This window comes from Pseudoalteromonas sp. T1lg21 (assembly GCF_002964625.1).
Lineage (GTDB): Bacteria > Pseudomonadota > Gammaproteobacteria > Enterobacterales > Alteromonadaceae > Pseudoalteromonas > Pseudoalteromonas gelatinilytica.
Window position 1 is genome coordinate 88,204 of record NZ_PQBX01000061.1, and the last position, 13,984, is coordinate 102,187.

Genomic DNA, 13,984 nt, shown 5'->3' on the forward strand with positions numbered 1-13,984 from the left:
GCGTTAAAAACTAAAGTTACTTTTTGAATTTACTCGGTGATAAGCCAAAGTACTTTGAAAAACTGCGGCTAAAAGATGAAAGCTCATTGTAACCAACTAACTCACTAATGCGCTGCAACGGGTAGTCGGTATGGCTGAGTAAGGCTTGGGCTTTTTCCATTCGCTGTTTGGTTACATAGTTCATAACAGTCAATCCTGTTTGTTGCTTAAACAGCAGCTTAAATTGCGTTGGGCTTAAACAGGCAATGCTGGCAAGGTGTTTGATTTGAAGAGGAGTACCTAAGTGACTGTCGATATAAAGCAGTGCCTCGCTAATTCGGCTGTCGACCTTAGGCTGCATAATTTGCTCAGCTAACAGCAAATTGAAGGTGTTAAACATGGCAAGTTCTAATTCACGATTAACCGCTTGCTCAAGTTGCTTTGCCACAAACTGCAAAAATGCCCAAAGTGATTGATTAATAGCAAACACGCAGCGCTCAGCAGTGGCCAGGTTATCTGGTAGCTTGGGCATATCGGCCACCACAAATCGGGCTTCTGGCATTGCGGTAAACAGGTGTGTTTGCGAGGCTTTGACAACCACGCATTCACCGGGGGCGACTTTACCTTGAAAATCACCCACACTAATAGCAATCACACCTTTTAAGGGCAGTACAAGTTGATGATAGTCATGGCTATGACTAACAGGCTTAGTACTGTAAGAGCGAATAGATAGATTGCCTTGCATTGTTTTGTGATAACCGTTTGCTGAATAACGCTATTATGCCTGTTTGCGAGGGATGATCAATTTTAGGCCATTAACGGGGTTAGCACATGCTCGTAGGCAATCATTAGCGCGACATAAACCAACAAAACAGCCATTAATTTATTAAACATGTTAAAAACACCCGGCCGTGATGCTTGCTTGCCAAGCATTAAACCCGCTAACGAGTAACTTGTAGGCGCACCAAAGGCAAGAATGGCTAAAATAAGAGACCAAAATACGATTGCAGCGCCGGTAATATCTGCACTTGGGAACTGGATCGTAGCAATTGGCAAAGTGGCCACTAAGGCTTTTGGATTTAATAGCTGCATAAACAGGCCATCGAAAAAGCTAAGTGAGGCATCCGCTGAGGTATCACTCACCTGTACTTTTGCTTTTGCGACCTTCCAAGCAATATACAAAATATAGCCGCAACCAATTAAGCTCACATAAGGCAAAAACTGCGGATTGATCACTTGTAAGCCAAGGTAGCCAAGCAGAACAAATAAGATAAACATCGCGCTACCCACGCCAATAAAAAATCCAAGGTGTGAACGAGTTTGTTTATTTAAGCCACTACTTAAGCCGAGTAAATTGATTGGCCCAGGGGTGTACATAATGCCAATAGCATATGCAAAAATATCTGCCATAACTGCTCCAAATCAGTCATTTAGCTCTATCTACGAGCCCATTGCAGTTGAAATTGTTTTGGTGTCATACCGAATACTCGTTTGAAGTTACGATTGAGGTGACTGGCATCTGCAAAGCCAGATTCAACCGCTACGCTGGTGGCATCGCGGCCAACTTGTAACGCTCTACGGGCATAATTAATACGACAGTTCAAAACATATTGATGTGGAGTAATACCGAAATGCTCGCGAAAGCGGCGGATAAAATGATACTTCGACATAGTGGCAGCATGGGCAATGTCATCAATAGCAATGTCATTGTCGATATTTGCCAAAATGTAGTCTTTTGCGCGCAGAAGTAAGCTATCAACTCGGGTGCTTAAAGCCGGTAAATCAAGGCTACCGTTTAGCCTTACTAAAGATTGCGCCATTTGCAATACTGCAGCTTCTCGCTCTATTTTGCTGGTGCTATTGGTTTGTAACAGCCTTGATAAGTGAATCACTTGATTACGCAGTAATGGATCAGCATACAAGGTGTTTGCCATACGTAATGTACAATCTTGCTGATATCCTAGCGCTTTGAACAAAGGCTGAAATTCATCGGGATGAATATACAGCATTAGATACTCTAGGTTTTGCTCAGTGCCAGAGTGACCATCGTGAATATCTTCAGGGTTAAACAAAATAACATTGCCAGGTACGCTTTTATAAAACGCATTACGACAAAAGAAATCTTGCCGCCCCTGTAGAGTAATGCCAATTGAATACTCTTCGTGAGCATGCTTTGCATAGATAAAATCACTCATAGTCGCTGTCAACATCGAGATGCTCTGATGCTGTTCGTTGTTGATGTACTTAAAGTGATTGTCTTTGCTCACAGATGCTCCTAAAGGTTGTGCGCTTCGTTATTATTCCTACGCCAATATAGCGAAGCAAGCAACCTAAAAACTTGAACAAAATTGCTGATATTGAAAAAAGAGGTTTATTTTTTGCCTAAATAAAATCAAGCAGTGTCGATTCTTTTCATAATTTTTCAATGGTTTATAAAAAATGACTATCAGAATTTTCTTATATTTTAATTCAGTGTGAATGTTTTTATCCCTAACTGAGGTCTTTTAAACAAGCAGTAGAGAGGGGTTTAAATGAATTTACGTACATCAAATAATTTAGTGATTGCACTTATCACCATCAGTTTTTCGTTATTGGGTTTGTCTTTTATCTTGGGAGCAAACCCCAATGCCATTGGCAGTATCTTTTCATTTTATAAATTAGACGCTCAGGTGCCAGCTCACATCATGAGTATGATCGCAGGCTTTGCATTTTGCTTTGTTGGCATTACCAGCCTTCATTCACATTTAGGGTTTATAAATAGGGCGCTTCCTACCGTGACAGCTCTTGTCATTGCACTTGTCTGCTTACTTACATTGTTTGGCGCTAATCGTTGGCTTGCAAGTGAAGGGGGCTTTCCTGTAATTGGGTCGGGGCAGGGGATCATTAAGTATTTTGCTGTTATTCCGCTGTTTTTATTTGTGTTTTACAAAGATGCTCTGAGTGATAAAGCGCATATTGCTTTAAATTATGCATCGGTGGCATTAGTGCTGGTTTGGATTGGCGCCATGAAGTTTTTTGCTTTTGAAGCGAAGGGGATTGTAACACTTGTCGAAACATCGCCGTTTATGTCGTGGTTATATCAGGTTTTTAGTGTGCAGGGTGCATCGAATGTAATTGGTGTATTTGATATTGTCAGTGTGCTGTTGCTTTGTGTTGGCTTGTTGATTAAAAACAATAAGTTAATAGTATTGGCAGGGCTTGCCTGTTGCGCTGTTTTTATCATGACGCAAACATTTTTAATTACCGCACCGAATGCGCTTAGCAGTTCGACGGTTTTAGCAGGACTTGGTCAATTTGTGATTAAAGATCTGTGGTTTATTGCAAACTTAGTGATTATTTATCACCTAGCTGTAATCAATAAAACAGCCAACGAAACAGTCGCATAAAATAAAAAAGGCCTCAGAAGAGGCCTTTTAAATGATAACTAAACAACTACAACGGCTTTTTGCTTTTGAACTTTAGAAAACTCAAGCGCATCGTTGAGATTGTTAAATTCAAAGTCTGTAGGTTCTTCAACATTTAAAGTACCCGACGCAATGTCATTAAGGAGCTTTTCGCCATCACTTACAAGACGTTGCCATTGCTGTGTATCACCATAATCGTGTAATGCGCCAAGGGCAATTTCATGATAAGAAATAGTGCGTGTGAATGGCTCATCGACTGGGGTTTCAATACGCCCTAAAATACTGATCACATGACCATTTGCTTGTAGGAGTGGCACTAACTTTTTAGCTTCTTCAGGGCCATTAGCATCAAAGAGTGCAAAGTAGCCACCTTCAGATGGTGCGTCGCGTAATACTAACTTAACGCCAAGCTTTTCTGCTTGCTCTGCCGTTAAGCTTTTTGATAATGCATGAACTTCAAAGTCACTGTGGTTCAGCATTTGCGTCAGTAGTTTATTAACTGCTCCCATGCCGGTAACTAATACTTTTTCGTCTTTGCGTAATGGTATTTTGCTAAAGGCTTGCCACGCAGTAAGCAGTGGGCAAGGCAATGCAGCAGCAACATTAGCAGCTAACTCTTTTGGTAACTGCATAACACGTTCAGCATAAAGAACCGAGTGCTTAGCAAAGCTGCCGTTTTCACTTAAGCTATGATGATAAGCGACTGTTTTACCAATTAGTTTGGTATCTACGCCATCGCCTACCTGCTCAACAACCCCAGCACCGTCTACGCCAGGTGTGTGTGTATCTGGCCAATTAATAGGATCAGCTTGAATAAACTTCCAATCAACTGGATTGATACCAATCGCAAGGTTACGAACTAAAATTTGTCCTGCTTTAAGTGCTGGTACAGCTTTTAATCCCAAAGCGAGCACTTTATCAGCCCCTTGAAATTGCCAAGCATGAGTTGTTTTTACTTCATCATGATCCCAGTCAGGAGCAAAATCCGGGTTTGCTTGCCTGTCGCCGCAGCTAAGGGCATCAATTTGATCAATCTCGTCTTGGCTTAAGCTAAGCGAAAGGGCTTTTAAGTTGGTAGCCATATTTTCGCGTTTGGTCGATGACGGTATCGTCACCATGTCATGCGCTAATTCCCAAGCAATGACCACTTCAGCGGAGCTCACTTGGTGTTTGTCTGCAATCGCTTTGATGGTTGGATCGTTAAGTACTTTACCTACCGCAAATGGCATATAGCCAGTAACGAGAATGTCGTTTTGCGCACAAAAATCACGTACCTTTTGATTGGTTAGGTATGGATGAACTTCAACTTGATTGGTAAATAACGCGCCTTTTGGCAAAATACGCAAGGTTTCTTCCATTTGCGCAATGGTAAAGTTTGAAACACCTATTTCTTTCGTTAAACCAAGCTCTTTTGCTGATTGTAACTCGGTTAAATACTCATGCATGCTTTCGCCATTGGCAGGGCTTGGCCAATGAATAAGTAATAAGTCGATGTAATCTAGTTGGAGTTTAGTCAGGCTTTCTTTGACGCTGTTAATAAAGTCCGTTTTATTTAACTTATCATTCCATACTTTGGTGGTGATAAATAACTCACCACGTGCAATACCACTGTCTTTAATCGCTCGGCCAACAGCTTCTTCGTTACCGTATATTTGCGCGGTGTCGATGTGTCTAAAGCCCTCTTCAATAGCTGTTAGGACACTTTGATATGCAACTTCGTCTTGTAATCTAAATGTACCAAAACCCAGTTTTGGCATAATTGATTGTGACATCATAACTCCTTAATTATGGAACTTGGGCAAAACATGTTCGCCGATGTGCTTTAATGCCCATTCGATGGGGAATTTGTTACGTCTAAAGTGCAGGCCAATGTGATTCACACCGGCATTTCTCATTGCCTTTAGTACAGACATGAGTCCGTTAACGCTTGTTTCAACCCCTGAAAAGGGATGATTGAATAACGGTATTATGGCGAGGAAAGTTTTTGCGAAAAACAGCAGGGATAACAAAACACCTTTGTCGTTTTTGCAAAGGTGTTTTAATTGTTATGAATTAGCTTCTTCTTTTGAAAGGGTAAAGTATGCGCGAGTGACTGGGTAGGCAATTTGTGAAATCAGTGCTGTGCCCCAAAGTAAGTTGCCAATGAGCGAAGGTACATGGGGTAAAATGGGAATGGTAACTAAAGCGAGTATAACGCCAAACATTCTTACTTTAGCTGTTGCAAAACGATGGGCCACACGGTGTTCGATCATTAGCTGGATCCACAATAAACTCAATAAGTAGCCTGCTAACCCTACACAACCAATGACACCATATTTTAGGGGGTACGGCTGCCAAAACCCGGCTTTCACTTCGCCGGCGAGTGCAACGCCAACCATAATGGCACATAACATTAAAAACAGGTGAGCTAACCACCAACTTACGAGTGTCCATTTGTGCTGATTTTTGGGCTTACCATTGCCAACAAAGTCAAAGTAAATCCAGCATTGCACAAATACTGCAATACCACCAAACATAAAGTTTACTAGTACAGAGGGGTCGACTTTATAAATTCCTTTTTCTGATAAAGTAATCACCAATTTAAAGAAACCTTCGCCTACGACGATGAGCAGTAATAGGGCAAAGCGTTCAGACATATGCCCAAGGCGTGGTAAAAAGCGTTTATTTTCAAGTACACCAATTTTTGGAGCCATATATAAAACCTGGATAGCGGCAATCGCAGTGCCAAACACCCAATAACGATAGGGTGCAGGCATAAAGGCTGTGATAGCAAAGATGATAGCAAGAGCAAAGTAATTACGGCTCACACTGCGTGCTAACTTTGTTGATTCGACCCCCAATTGATTGGTGCGATGAAATAAATAAGCCGTGATAAGGCGGTTTGCGGCATAGGCTAATGCAAAATATGTCCAGCCTTTATCAAGTACATGAGGGATCGAGGCTGCCATAACCATGGCGGTGACAATTTGGCAGGCCATGATCAGCCGATGTTTTACATCGGTACTGACATAGAGTGAGTTAAAAACGCTGGAGTCAGCCCACGCGAACCATACGGTGATGAATAAACCTGCAAAAGTAAGAAAACCACTTAAATGTAAGTGGTCGCTTAAAAAATTACCTAGCAAAAAAATGATTACCACATGGATAAGGTCATAAAATAATTCAACCCAATGAACATGGTCATGTGAACTTTTTAAATCTAGGTGATGCTTAGGTAAGCGCCACATTGGGTGGTTTTCTAATGCCATACTTGATCCTACCTATTTCCTTTCGACAATAATTGCAGTGATGGTGGTTTCACCCTCATTTTTGACTTGATGAGTCCATGCGTCATGCCACATCACATAGCCATTGGGGATCTCAAGTGTTGTTTGTGACTCTTTTGTACTGATGGTTGCCTTACCACCCGTCTCAAAATAGACAGTTTCGGCATTATGCGTGTGCCAATTATCTTGCTCACCTGGTGCTAAAGTCATACGCAAAACAAGTACTTCACTGTTATCTAGCAATACTTCATAGTGATTAGGTGAAGCAATATGTGCATGGGGAAGCTGTGCTGAAAAAGCATGTGGTGAGCACATCATTATGCTCACCAAGCCAATCAGCAAAGTTGTAAATTTGCTCATGGCTACTCTCTACTTATGCATACCGCGAATTGGATAGTTATTTTTTGGGTCGCGTATCCAGCTAAGCCCACTTACCAAGGTTGCTAAATCAGGTCTTACAAATGGGTTATTAGAATAATCAACCACATGTACATTACCTTGCTCGTTAACCACAAACAGAGCAGGCTCTGCGAAAGGGTGATCTGTTTCTTGCGGTGAACGGGGATCAGATATGTAAGTACCTAATGCTTGCATTTGCTCTGTAGTCAAACCGTAAGCAAGTGGAAATGACACAGATAACTGCTCTAAATGCGCTTCTAACTGCTCTTTGCTATCGCCTGAAACAGCAATTACATCAACACCCGTCTCTAATAGCGCAGCTTTGTACTGCTCGAGGCTGTTTACATAGCGAGTACATAAAGGGCAATGCTTACCACGATAAACAACCACAAGCTGCCAGCTTGCACCGTGTTGAGGTTGACCAAGAACAGCCTCTTCACCATTCAAAAGTGCAGCACTAATACTAGGAAATGCACTGCCCGGATGGAGTTTATTGCTATAAACAGATTCGTTACTCATGAGTGTTCCTTAAAAATTTTCGTTTAAGTGTTTTTCAAAGCGCGCAAAGTCGCTGTCGATGTCTGCATTTTTCATCACGTCATAACAGGCGAAAGTAGGTAACCCTTGCATACCGAAAAACTTAAAGTTCATATGCATTGGGAAAACAAGGTCATCAACACTTTTACCTTCAAAAAAGTCAGTGGCATCTGCAAATGATTCTGCAGGTGCATTTAAAGTCAGCGACATCATATATTGAGTGTTATTTAAGGTGCCGCCTTTACCGTAATTGGCTTTTGGATTGTCTTGATGGCGACCATCACCATGGCAAAGCGCTCCACCCATGCCCGCGGTGTACACTTCATCCATGTATTTTTTGAATGACCAAGTCATGCCCATCCAGTTAATAGGTGATTGCAAAAAGACGATATCTGCCCATTGATGGTTCTCAAGTTCAGTTTCTACATCAAATTCGTCTTGTGTATTAACCACACGAGTTTGATAGCCTTTTGCTTGAAAAAAAGCGTCGGCTTTTTCGATTAAAGCAGCATTTAACTTACCTTCAGAAAAAGGGTAATAGTGATGTGCGTTAAGAATTAATACGTTTTTCATAGTTGAGTATCCGTTTGCTAATTACTTTATCGTGTTCAAAATACATTGTGTGGTATATAATAGTAACCTAGATTATTTAATCAACCAGTCACCTTTTTGTAACTAGTCTGAAAAATGCGAGGATGTTTTGGAAAGTTCAGTAGAAACAGATAGTAAGGGTAGAAAAAAAGTTTTAAATGCTTGCATGGAGCCGTGTGCAATTGAAAAAGGCATGCGTTTGATTGGCGGTAAATGGACGGGATCTATTATCTATCATTTAAAAGATGGCCCTGTGCGTTTTAATGATTTAACGCGTATGCTGGGTGGTGCAAGCAAAAAGATGATCGACCAACGTCTAAAAGAGCTTGAAAGTAGAGCGATGATCACCCGTCATGTTATTAGCACCCGCCCGATAGCGGTGACCTATGAGCTTACTGACTTTGGCCGCTCAGCACTGCATATTCTCGATGAGTTACGGGTTTGGTCTGAATCGAATGAAATTTAATTAGCTTAGAAAGGGCAGGGAATGCATAAGGCACAATTTGGAGAGGTTGAATCAATTAAAAAGCCACCTCATTATGAGGCGATTCATCAACTTGCGCTTGATATTGTTAATGCTCCAAATAAACAACAAGAGTGGGCGGCGTACAATAAAATAAAAGACATCTGCGACAAGTTTGCAGGCACACCGCTTGATCATCCGTTTCAATGGGAAGCGCTCGCTGACTTTACCCATCAAAAGCCAGAAGTTGCACTTAGCTATTATTTCAAAGCGCTAAAGCTAGCAATGTTACTCGAACTAGAGGATTATTTAGCGTCGATTAATTTTGCGATTGCAGAGAACTACCTAGAGAAAGCTAATAAGGCCCAAGCGCTAAACTTTGCCAATACGGCTTTAACTTTCGCGGAACAAGCTGCAGATGATGAATTACAGTTAGAAATTAACGAACTGATTCTCGAAGCTAATTCCTTGCCATAAAATTATTAATAAAAAAGCCAGCGCTATGCACTGGCGTGTATTATTTACGGAAAAGAGTAGCGTACAATTCGTTTTACTACAGAAAAGTACTGGCGAAAGAAGCCGCCGGTATTGTAGTGAATACCGTGCTCTCTAAAGATAGCTTGCACCTTAGGGGCAATTTCGCGGTAACGTTTTGCGGGTAAATCTGGGAATAAGTGATGCTCTATTTGATAGCTCAAGTGCCCAGTCATTACATGAAACAGGTTACCCCCTTTGATATTTGATGACCCCAACGCTTGGCGGTAATACCACTGGCCTTGTGATTCATTTTCGCAGTCTTGCTGGTTAAATGTTTCAACTTCACCGGTAAAATGCCCGCAAAAGATAATGGTTGAGGTCCACAGGTTACGTAATAAATTAGCCGCTAGGTTGCCCGCCAAAACCCACAAAAATAGAGGCCCAGCAAGGAGTGGAAAGAGCAGGTAGTCTTTCACTAACTGGCGTGCTCCTTTACTAAAAAAGCGCTTTTTCAGTTCGCTGTGCGGTACTTTGTAATCGCGGTCATCTTTTTTCTTGCCAAAAAATACTCGCTCGGCTGCCATTTCATGGTACGACACACCCCATTGGAACAGCACACTGAGTAATAGGTAAGTGACAAATTGCCATAGGTTTTTTACTCGCCAACGAAAGTCATTCGATAAGCGCAGTAATCCATAACCGAAGTCGCGATCTTTACCAATAATATTGGTATAGGTATGGTGCTCGTAGTTGTGAACGCGGTTCCAACTAGCCCCATCGCACGCTATATCCCACTCGTAAGACTTTGAATTTATGTATTTATCATTCATCCAGTCGTATTGGCCATGCATCACATTGTGGCCAATTTCCATGTTATCGAGGATTTTTGCTGTGGCTAAACTAAGCACACCCACGAGCCATAAAACAGGCTGAATAAAGCCTAGCATTAATAGAATTCGCCACTCCATTCAAACACTCGCTGGCAAACAATAACGCGGCGAATGTATTTCGCGTCTTGCTCACCGAGTTTTGATTTTACATCTGCTTTAACGCTATCGAGTTGAGCTGCTAATTTTTCAAAATTGACTGTTTTTGTTGTCTTCATGATGATAACTCCACGTCACTGACTGGTTGCGATATACAAAGTTGAATTAACTGCTCTGAGCTATCAGAGAGCTCACCGGTGCGAATATCACGTACGATGCCTTGCTTTTTAACGCATTGGCATTGATGGCAAATTCCCATACCACAGCCAACTGTTACAGGTTGCTTATTCGCTTGTAAGTGGGTCAGTAAGGTTTGTTGGTTATCAATAGTGAATGTTTTGCCCTGATGAGTGAGTGTTAATTCGTGCTTATCAGAGGTTGCTAAAACAGCAGGGACTGCACTGAAATGCTCACTGTCGATAGGCGTATCTAATTGCTTAGCTAAAGCGGCTGCTTGCTTATACAAAGCAGCTGGGCCGCACACTAACCAGTGTTTATGCGCATTTGTTGTCAGCCATGTCGTCGCATCGCCATCTTTGTTGCGCTCAAGTAAGTGATAATCAAAATTGCTCAGTGATTGCTTTAGTTGCTCAAGCTCATCTTTAAGCCAGTGGCTGTTCGGCTTTGCATAGTAAAGCAGGGTTATAGTGTGTTTGCTATCTGCAGGTAAAGATTTAAGCATGGCTATAAATGGCGTAATGCCTGAGCCACCGGCAAGCATGATTAAAGAGCGCGCGGTATTTGGTATAACAAACTGGCCTTTAGGCTCAGAAATATTAAGCCATTGCCCTGGCCTCAAATTTATTAGCTTTGATGTAAATGCGCCGAACTCTTGGCTGCGGATCAATAAACGAATTTGTCGCTGCTGCCTTGCCAATAGTGGTTCGCTTGCGATGGTAAACACGCGCGTAAGCAATCGTCCATTTGTTTGGATTGTTAACGCAATGTGCTGGCCTGCTTGATGAACTGGCCATGATTTTTCTGGCTCAATAATCAACTCAACGCATTGTTCAGCAAACAACTGTACATGTTTTACTTGTGCACGAAAATAGCCTTCGCGCCAACCTGGTTTAAAGCACTGAACCACCGGCTCCCAGTATCCTACCCATGACTGATGATGCAATAAATGTTTTGATAATGAATTTAATAACGCTCTCATTTTTCGCCTTTAGCTTACAAGTGTACGCTCACTTTGCGCACAAGTGTAAGCTGAAAGCTGATAATTGCAAGCCTAATTTGAGTATTAGCTCTAATGAAAGGTGGCCATCATCTAGTGTTTGACTAACTAAACTTAGCCTAGACAGAACTCAGTATAGGTAAGCCTATGAGTGTTTTTCTAATGAGTTTTTGAAATTAACGCGTTTTAGGTTGCTTCTATCTCTAAATACTACACAGAGTTTGTTTGTTGAAATTGATTGAATAGGGGGGATGGCTTCAATAACAGAGCCATATTTTTTTTGATGCATTAATGAACTTTATGAATATTTTAAATTGTTGTTGATTTAATAGGGTTTTAATTTTGGTAGGAGGTTGTACTAACTATAGGGATTAACTTTGTTTATTAATAAATCTCTCTGCTTTTGCGTATAGAGAGTCGCACTTTATCTTTTGCTGATTAAACTCAATGCTGCCTTCTACTAAATTATCTAAATACTCTTTTTCTTTTCGATATTCGTTGACAAGTTGTTCTAGTTTTTCTTCGAAATTACTTTTTTTTATTTTTTTTGTACTTTTCTGTGGTTTTCTTGATTTTTTCATTTTTATAATTCCAGTAATTTTAAACGTTCACGTTCAATTAGGATGCCTTCAATTTTTCGCCTAACAGAGTGAATGTCTTTATACTTAATGCCATCATGGTTGATAATGTCACCAACGCGTTTGGGTTTTTTTATTTTCTTTTTCATTATACTCCCGGTACTCTTCGTGTTTTTGCTATCTTAAGTAACTATTGATTTAAAATAGAGATTTTGGATTTTGTCAATTAAGAAAAGAAACTAAATGAATAGTCGTGATTAAAAAAGAGGTACATTTTAGTTATACCTCTTTAGTTGCTGCTTAGCCTAGTGTGACGTTGTTTGCTTGTGGACCTTTAGTCCCTTTCTCTATATTGAAAGCTACTTTTTGGCCTTCGCGCAAAGTTTTGAACCCATCAACTTCAATTGACTTGAAATGAACAAAGACATCTTGACTGCCATTGTCTGGAGAGATAAAGCCAAAGCCTTTAGTTTCGTTAAAGAACTTTACTGAACCAGTTGTCTTGTTAGACATATATACCTCGATATATTTATAAATTTTAATTTCTAGCTACTAAATCGGAAATGAAGGAAAAAGAGTCGCAGGGCATATATGACGAATAGATTCGAAAAGAAACTGAGATGAACTTGTACTAAATATTTTCATTAATAGCTCGCTATTTGAGCTGCAGAAACTATACACTATATTTTAATAATAGATATGAATATATTTTATTTTTTATTTTTTTAATGAAAACAGTGAATAAGGTTGTTTTACAACCATAGCTATGAATTCCAATGAATAAGTACGCAACTCGTTGAATGCTAGGTTTATCTTTTGTTAGTCGTTAGGCAAACATTATTCCATCTGGGTTTTGTTTTAAGCTATCCTTACCCTCTAGACTACGCCATACTTTTTCGTGGAAGTAAAACGCAACAGTGTTCACAGCTGGCTCAACAATAGCGACTAAGCCACCAATTAAAAAACTACCTGTTAAAAAGTAGGTTACTGTGAAAGCGATTGCGAAGTGCATCATTGCAAAAGTAACTGTCTTAATCATTTTGAATACCCTAACTCTCATAATTTGATGCGTTTAGTATTGCTCATTGTCACCCATCTTTAAAATGGAATAAAAAGATTGTAGTAATCGGAAAAGTGGATTGTTATTCTCACGGTAATGTTCAGAAAGTTTTATTTCAAAGTCTACGAACTCAAATAGAAGTAGATGGTGAGAGTTTCGTAAATATGCATTTCAGTTGGGGCAATAAACTGCGTATTGCCATCGATAATGCATGGCGAGGCTTTAGGGCAATTAAGGAGTAGAAAGCTTATTTAATCAAATAACTTAAGTTTATTTTAAGTTTAAATTAATACAGTAACCCCATGAACAAGTAATTTATCCTTTATAGATAACTGTTCTTTGTCTTAGATCATTACAACAAGAACGATCACAAGATAGGTTAATTCTAACTATCTGTTATCCATAAATTTAGCAGTTATCTGAACGTGTTTTACGAAAGGGGCATTATGAAGATTAAAAATACAACGACTCATTACAGTTCGTTCTCGATTGTATTGCACTGGCTTATGTTTATTTTAATCGTGACAGTGTTTGGCAGTATTGAATTACGCGAGTTATTTGATAAAGGCACTGAAACCCGCGACGCTTTTAAAATGTGGCATTTTATGTTGGGTTTATCTGTTTTAGCTCTAGTAGGTATCAGGTTAGTGGTGCGTGTGCTGGCAGGCTCAACGCCTGCAATAAAACCTGAGCCTGCAATGTGGCAAAATACATTGGCCAAACTAGTGCACCTAGCGCTCTATGTCTTCATGATTGCAATGCCAATAGCAGGTTGGCTGATATTGAGTATGGCTGGTAAACCAGTGCCATTTTTTGGCTTAGAGCTACCTCCTCTAGCAAGTGAAAATAAAGATCTTGCTAAAACTATCAAAGAAATACACGAGACTGTGGGTGAAGTAGGTTATTACTTAATAGGCTTGCATGCCGCAGCTGCATTATTCCATCATTACATTTTGGCTGATAATACCTTAAAACGTATGTTGCCTTTAAAAAAGTAAAGTTTAGTTAGGTCATCTTAAATAAGCCTTGAAATCCCATACTAGGATTTATCAGGGCTTGCTCATGAC

The 13,984-nt window shown here is 40.3% G+C and carries 17 protein-coding genes and 2 pseudogenes; 4 read left to right on the forward strand and 15 right to left on the reverse strand.

The window, feature by feature from the left end:
* Positions 1 to 16: 16 nt before the first annotated feature.
* The 3 genes from C2M25_RS17110 to C2M25_RS17120 form a co-directional block, all read right to left on the reverse strand.
* On the reverse strand, positions 17 to 724 hold the full coding sequence (locus C2M25_RS17110) for a helix-turn-helix domain-containing protein (RefSeq protein WP_063530088.1): 708 nt from the start codon (positions 722 to 724) through the stop codon (positions 17 to 19).
* 62 nt (positions 725 to 786) lie between these two features.
* Positions 787 to 1,389, reverse strand: coding sequence for a LysE family translocator (locus C2M25_RS17115; RefSeq protein WP_105181672.1), 603 nt, complete (start codon positions 1,387 to 1,389; stop codon positions 787 to 789).
* A 26-nt stretch (positions 1,390 to 1,415) separates the two neighbouring features.
* Complete coding sequence (locus C2M25_RS17120) at positions 1,416 to 2,246, reverse strand: AraC family transcriptional regulator (protein WP_105181673.1); 831 nt, start codon at positions 2,244 to 2,246, stop codon at positions 1,416 to 1,418.
* 264 nt (positions 2,247 to 2,510) lie between these two features.
* Between C2M25_RS17120 and C2M25_RS17125 the strand changes: the two genes are divergently transcribed.
* A complete protein-coding gene (locus tag C2M25_RS17125; RefSeq protein WP_105181674.1) occupies positions 2,511 to 3,365 on the forward strand; it encodes a DUF417 family protein in 855 nt (284 codons plus the stop codon).
* A gap of 38 nt (positions 3,366 to 3,403) precedes the next feature.
* Here the strand turns inward: C2M25_RS17125 and C2M25_RS17130 are convergent, their stop codons facing one another.
* From C2M25_RS17130 to C2M25_RS17155, 6 genes and pseudogenes are all read right to left on the reverse strand, one after another.
* On the reverse strand, positions 3,404 to 4,297 hold the full coding sequence (locus C2M25_RS17130) for an alcohol dehydrogenase catalytic domain-containing protein (RefSeq protein ID WP_105181919.1): 894 nt from the start codon (positions 4,295 to 4,297) through the stop codon (positions 3,404 to 3,406).
* Between the two features lie 51 nt (positions 4,298 to 4,348).
* Positions 4,349 to 5,158: pseudogene (gene dkgB / locus C2M25_RS22060) on the reverse strand (2,5-didehydrogluconate reductase DkgB); the annotation flags it as partial.
* A 270-nt stretch (positions 5,159 to 5,428) separates the two neighbouring features.
* Complete coding sequence (locus tag C2M25_RS17140) at positions 5,429 to 6,631, reverse strand: low temperature requirement protein A (RefSeq protein WP_105181675.1); 1,203 nt, start codon at positions 6,629 to 6,631, stop codon at positions 5,429 to 5,431.
* Between the two features lie 12 nt (positions 6,632 to 6,643).
* Positions 6,644 to 7,009 carry a hypothetical protein gene (locus C2M25_RS17145; RefSeq protein WP_234003601.1) on the reverse strand — a complete coding sequence of 122 codons (366 nt, stop codon included), beginning with the start codon at positions 7,007 to 7,009 and terminating at the stop codon, positions 6,644 to 6,646.
* Positions 7,010 to 7,018: 9 nt separating this feature from the next.
* Positions 7,019 to 7,567, reverse strand: a complete 549-nt coding sequence (locus C2M25_RS17150) for a redoxin domain-containing protein (RefSeq protein WP_105181676.1) — start codon at positions 7,565 to 7,567, stop codon at positions 7,019 to 7,021.
* Positions 7,568 to 7,576: 9 nt separating this feature from the next.
* Positions 7,577 to 8,158 (reverse strand): NAD(P)H-dependent oxidoreductase, encoded by a 582-nt coding sequence (locus tag C2M25_RS17155; protein WP_105181677.1) that lies wholly within the window; start codon positions 8,156 to 8,158, stop codon positions 7,577 to 7,579.
* 127 nt (positions 8,159 to 8,285) lie between these two features.
* Between C2M25_RS17155 and C2M25_RS17160 the strand changes: the two genes are divergently transcribed.
* The gene (locus tag C2M25_RS17160) at positions 8,286 to 8,642 is read left to right on the forward strand and encodes a winged helix-turn-helix transcriptional regulator (RefSeq protein ID WP_054553546.1); all 357 of its coding nucleotides are present in this window, start codon (positions 8,286 to 8,288) and stop codon (positions 8,640 to 8,642) included.
* 21 nt (positions 8,643 to 8,663) lie between these two features.
* Positions 8,664 to 9,116, forward strand: coding sequence for a Replicative DNA helicase (locus C2M25_RS17165; protein WP_105173683.1), 453 nt, complete (start codon positions 8,664 to 8,666; stop codon positions 9,114 to 9,116).
* Positions 9,117 to 9,160: 44 nt separating this feature from the next.
* Here the strand turns inward: C2M25_RS17165 and C2M25_RS17170 are convergent.
* From C2M25_RS17170 to C2M25_RS17190, 6 genes and pseudogenes are all read right to left on the reverse strand, one after another.
* Positions 9,161 to 10,221: pseudogene (locus tag C2M25_RS17170) on the reverse strand (fatty acid desaturase family protein).
* Entirely contained in the window at positions 10,218 to 11,261 is a 1,044-nt protein-coding gene (locus C2M25_RS17175; RefSeq protein ID WP_105181678.1) for a flavin reductase family protein, read from the reverse strand. Before C2M25_RS17175 ends, C2M25_RS17170 begins: the two are co-directional and overlap by 4 nt.
* Positions 11,262 to 11,650: 389 nt before the next feature.
* Positions 11,651 to 11,860, reverse strand: coding sequence for a hypothetical protein (locus C2M25_RS17180; protein ID WP_105181679.1), 210 nt, complete (start codon positions 11,858 to 11,860; stop codon positions 11,651 to 11,653).
* Positions 11,861 to 11,862: 2 nt separating this feature from the next.
* Positions 11,863 to 12,006: a hypothetical protein gene (locus C2M25_RS21865; protein WP_199775189.1), complete on the reverse strand. Its 144-nt coding sequence runs from the start codon at positions 12,004 to 12,006 to the stop codon at positions 11,863 to 11,865.
* A 151-nt stretch (positions 12,007 to 12,157) separates the two neighbouring features.
* Positions 12,158 to 12,370 (reverse strand): cold-shock protein, encoded by a 213-nt coding sequence (locus C2M25_RS17185; RefSeq protein WP_063704258.1) that lies wholly within the window; start codon positions 12,368 to 12,370, stop codon positions 12,158 to 12,160.
* A gap of 313 nt (positions 12,371 to 12,683) precedes the next feature.
* Positions 12,684 to 12,896 carry a DUF2061 domain-containing protein gene (locus tag C2M25_RS17190; protein ID WP_063704260.1) on the reverse strand — a complete coding sequence of 71 codons (213 nt, stop codon included), beginning with the start codon at positions 12,894 to 12,896 and terminating at the stop codon, positions 12,684 to 12,686.
* Positions 12,897 to 13,363: 467 nt separating this feature from the next.
* Here C2M25_RS17190 and C2M25_RS17195 point away from each other — a divergent pair, with 467 nt between their 5' ends.
* Positions 13,364 to 13,915 carry a cytochrome b gene (locus C2M25_RS17195; protein WP_063704263.1) on the forward strand — a complete coding sequence of 184 codons (552 nt, stop codon included), beginning with the start codon at positions 13,364 to 13,366 and terminating at the stop codon, positions 13,913 to 13,915.
* Positions 13,916 to 13,984 lie beyond the last annotated feature (69 nt).

What these genes read in the sequence shown, in the direction of transcription:
- C2M25_RS17145 (WP_234003601.1), bottom strand. Translation starts at nt 7,009, where the DNA reads ATGAGCAAATTTACAACTTTGCTGATTGGCTTGGTGAGCATAATGATG.
- C2M25_RS17115 (WP_105181672.1), bottom strand. Translation starts at nt 1,389, where the DNA reads ATGGCAGATATTTTTGCATATGCTATTGGCATTATGTACACCCCTGGG.
- C2M25_RS17185 (WP_063704258.1), bottom strand. Translation starts at nt 12,370, where the DNA reads ATGTCTAACAAGACAACTGGTTCAGTAAAGTTCTTTAACGAAACTAAA.
- C2M25_RS17190 (WP_063704260.1), bottom strand. Translation starts at nt 12,896, where the DNA reads ATGATTAAGACAGTTACTTTTGCAATGATGCACTTCGCAATCGCTTTC.
- C2M25_RS17165 (WP_105173683.1), top strand. Translation starts at nt 8,664, where the DNA reads ATGCATAAGGCACAATTTGGAGAGGTTGAATCAATTAAAAAGCCACCT.
- C2M25_RS17140 (WP_105181675.1), bottom strand. Translation starts at nt 6,631, where the DNA reads ATGGCATTAGAAAACCACCCAATGTGGCGCTTACCTAAGCATCACCTA.
- C2M25_RS17110 (WP_063530088.1), bottom strand. Translation starts at nt 724, where the DNA reads ATGCAAGGCAATCTATCTATTCGCTCTTACAGTACTAAGCCTGTTAGT.
- C2M25_RS17125 (WP_105181674.1), top strand. Translation starts at nt 2,511, where the DNA reads ATGAATTTACGTACATCAAATAATTTAGTGATTGCACTTATCACCATC.
- C2M25_RS21865 (WP_199775189.1), bottom strand. Translation starts at nt 12,006, where the DNA reads ATGAAAAAGAAAATAAAAAAACCCAAACGCGTTGGTGACATTATCAAC.
- C2M25_RS17180 (WP_105181679.1), bottom strand. Translation starts at nt 11,860, where the DNA reads ATGAAAAAATCAAGAAAACCACAGAAAAGTACAAAAAAAATAAAAAAA.
- C2M25_RS17150 (WP_105181676.1), bottom strand. Translation starts at nt 7,567, where the DNA reads ATGAGTAACGAATCTGTTTATAGCAATAAACTCCATCCGGGCAGTGCA.
- C2M25_RS17175 (WP_105181678.1), bottom strand. Translation starts at nt 11,261, where the DNA reads ATGAGAGCGTTATTAAATTCATTATCAAAACATTTATTGCATCATCAG.
- C2M25_RS17155 (WP_105181677.1), bottom strand. Translation starts at nt 8,158, where the DNA reads ATGAAAAACGTATTAATTCTTAACGCACATCACTATTACCCTTTTTCT.
- C2M25_RS17195 (WP_063704263.1), top strand. Translation starts at nt 13,364, where the DNA reads ATGAAGATTAAAAATACAACGACTCATTACAGTTCGTTCTCGATTGTA.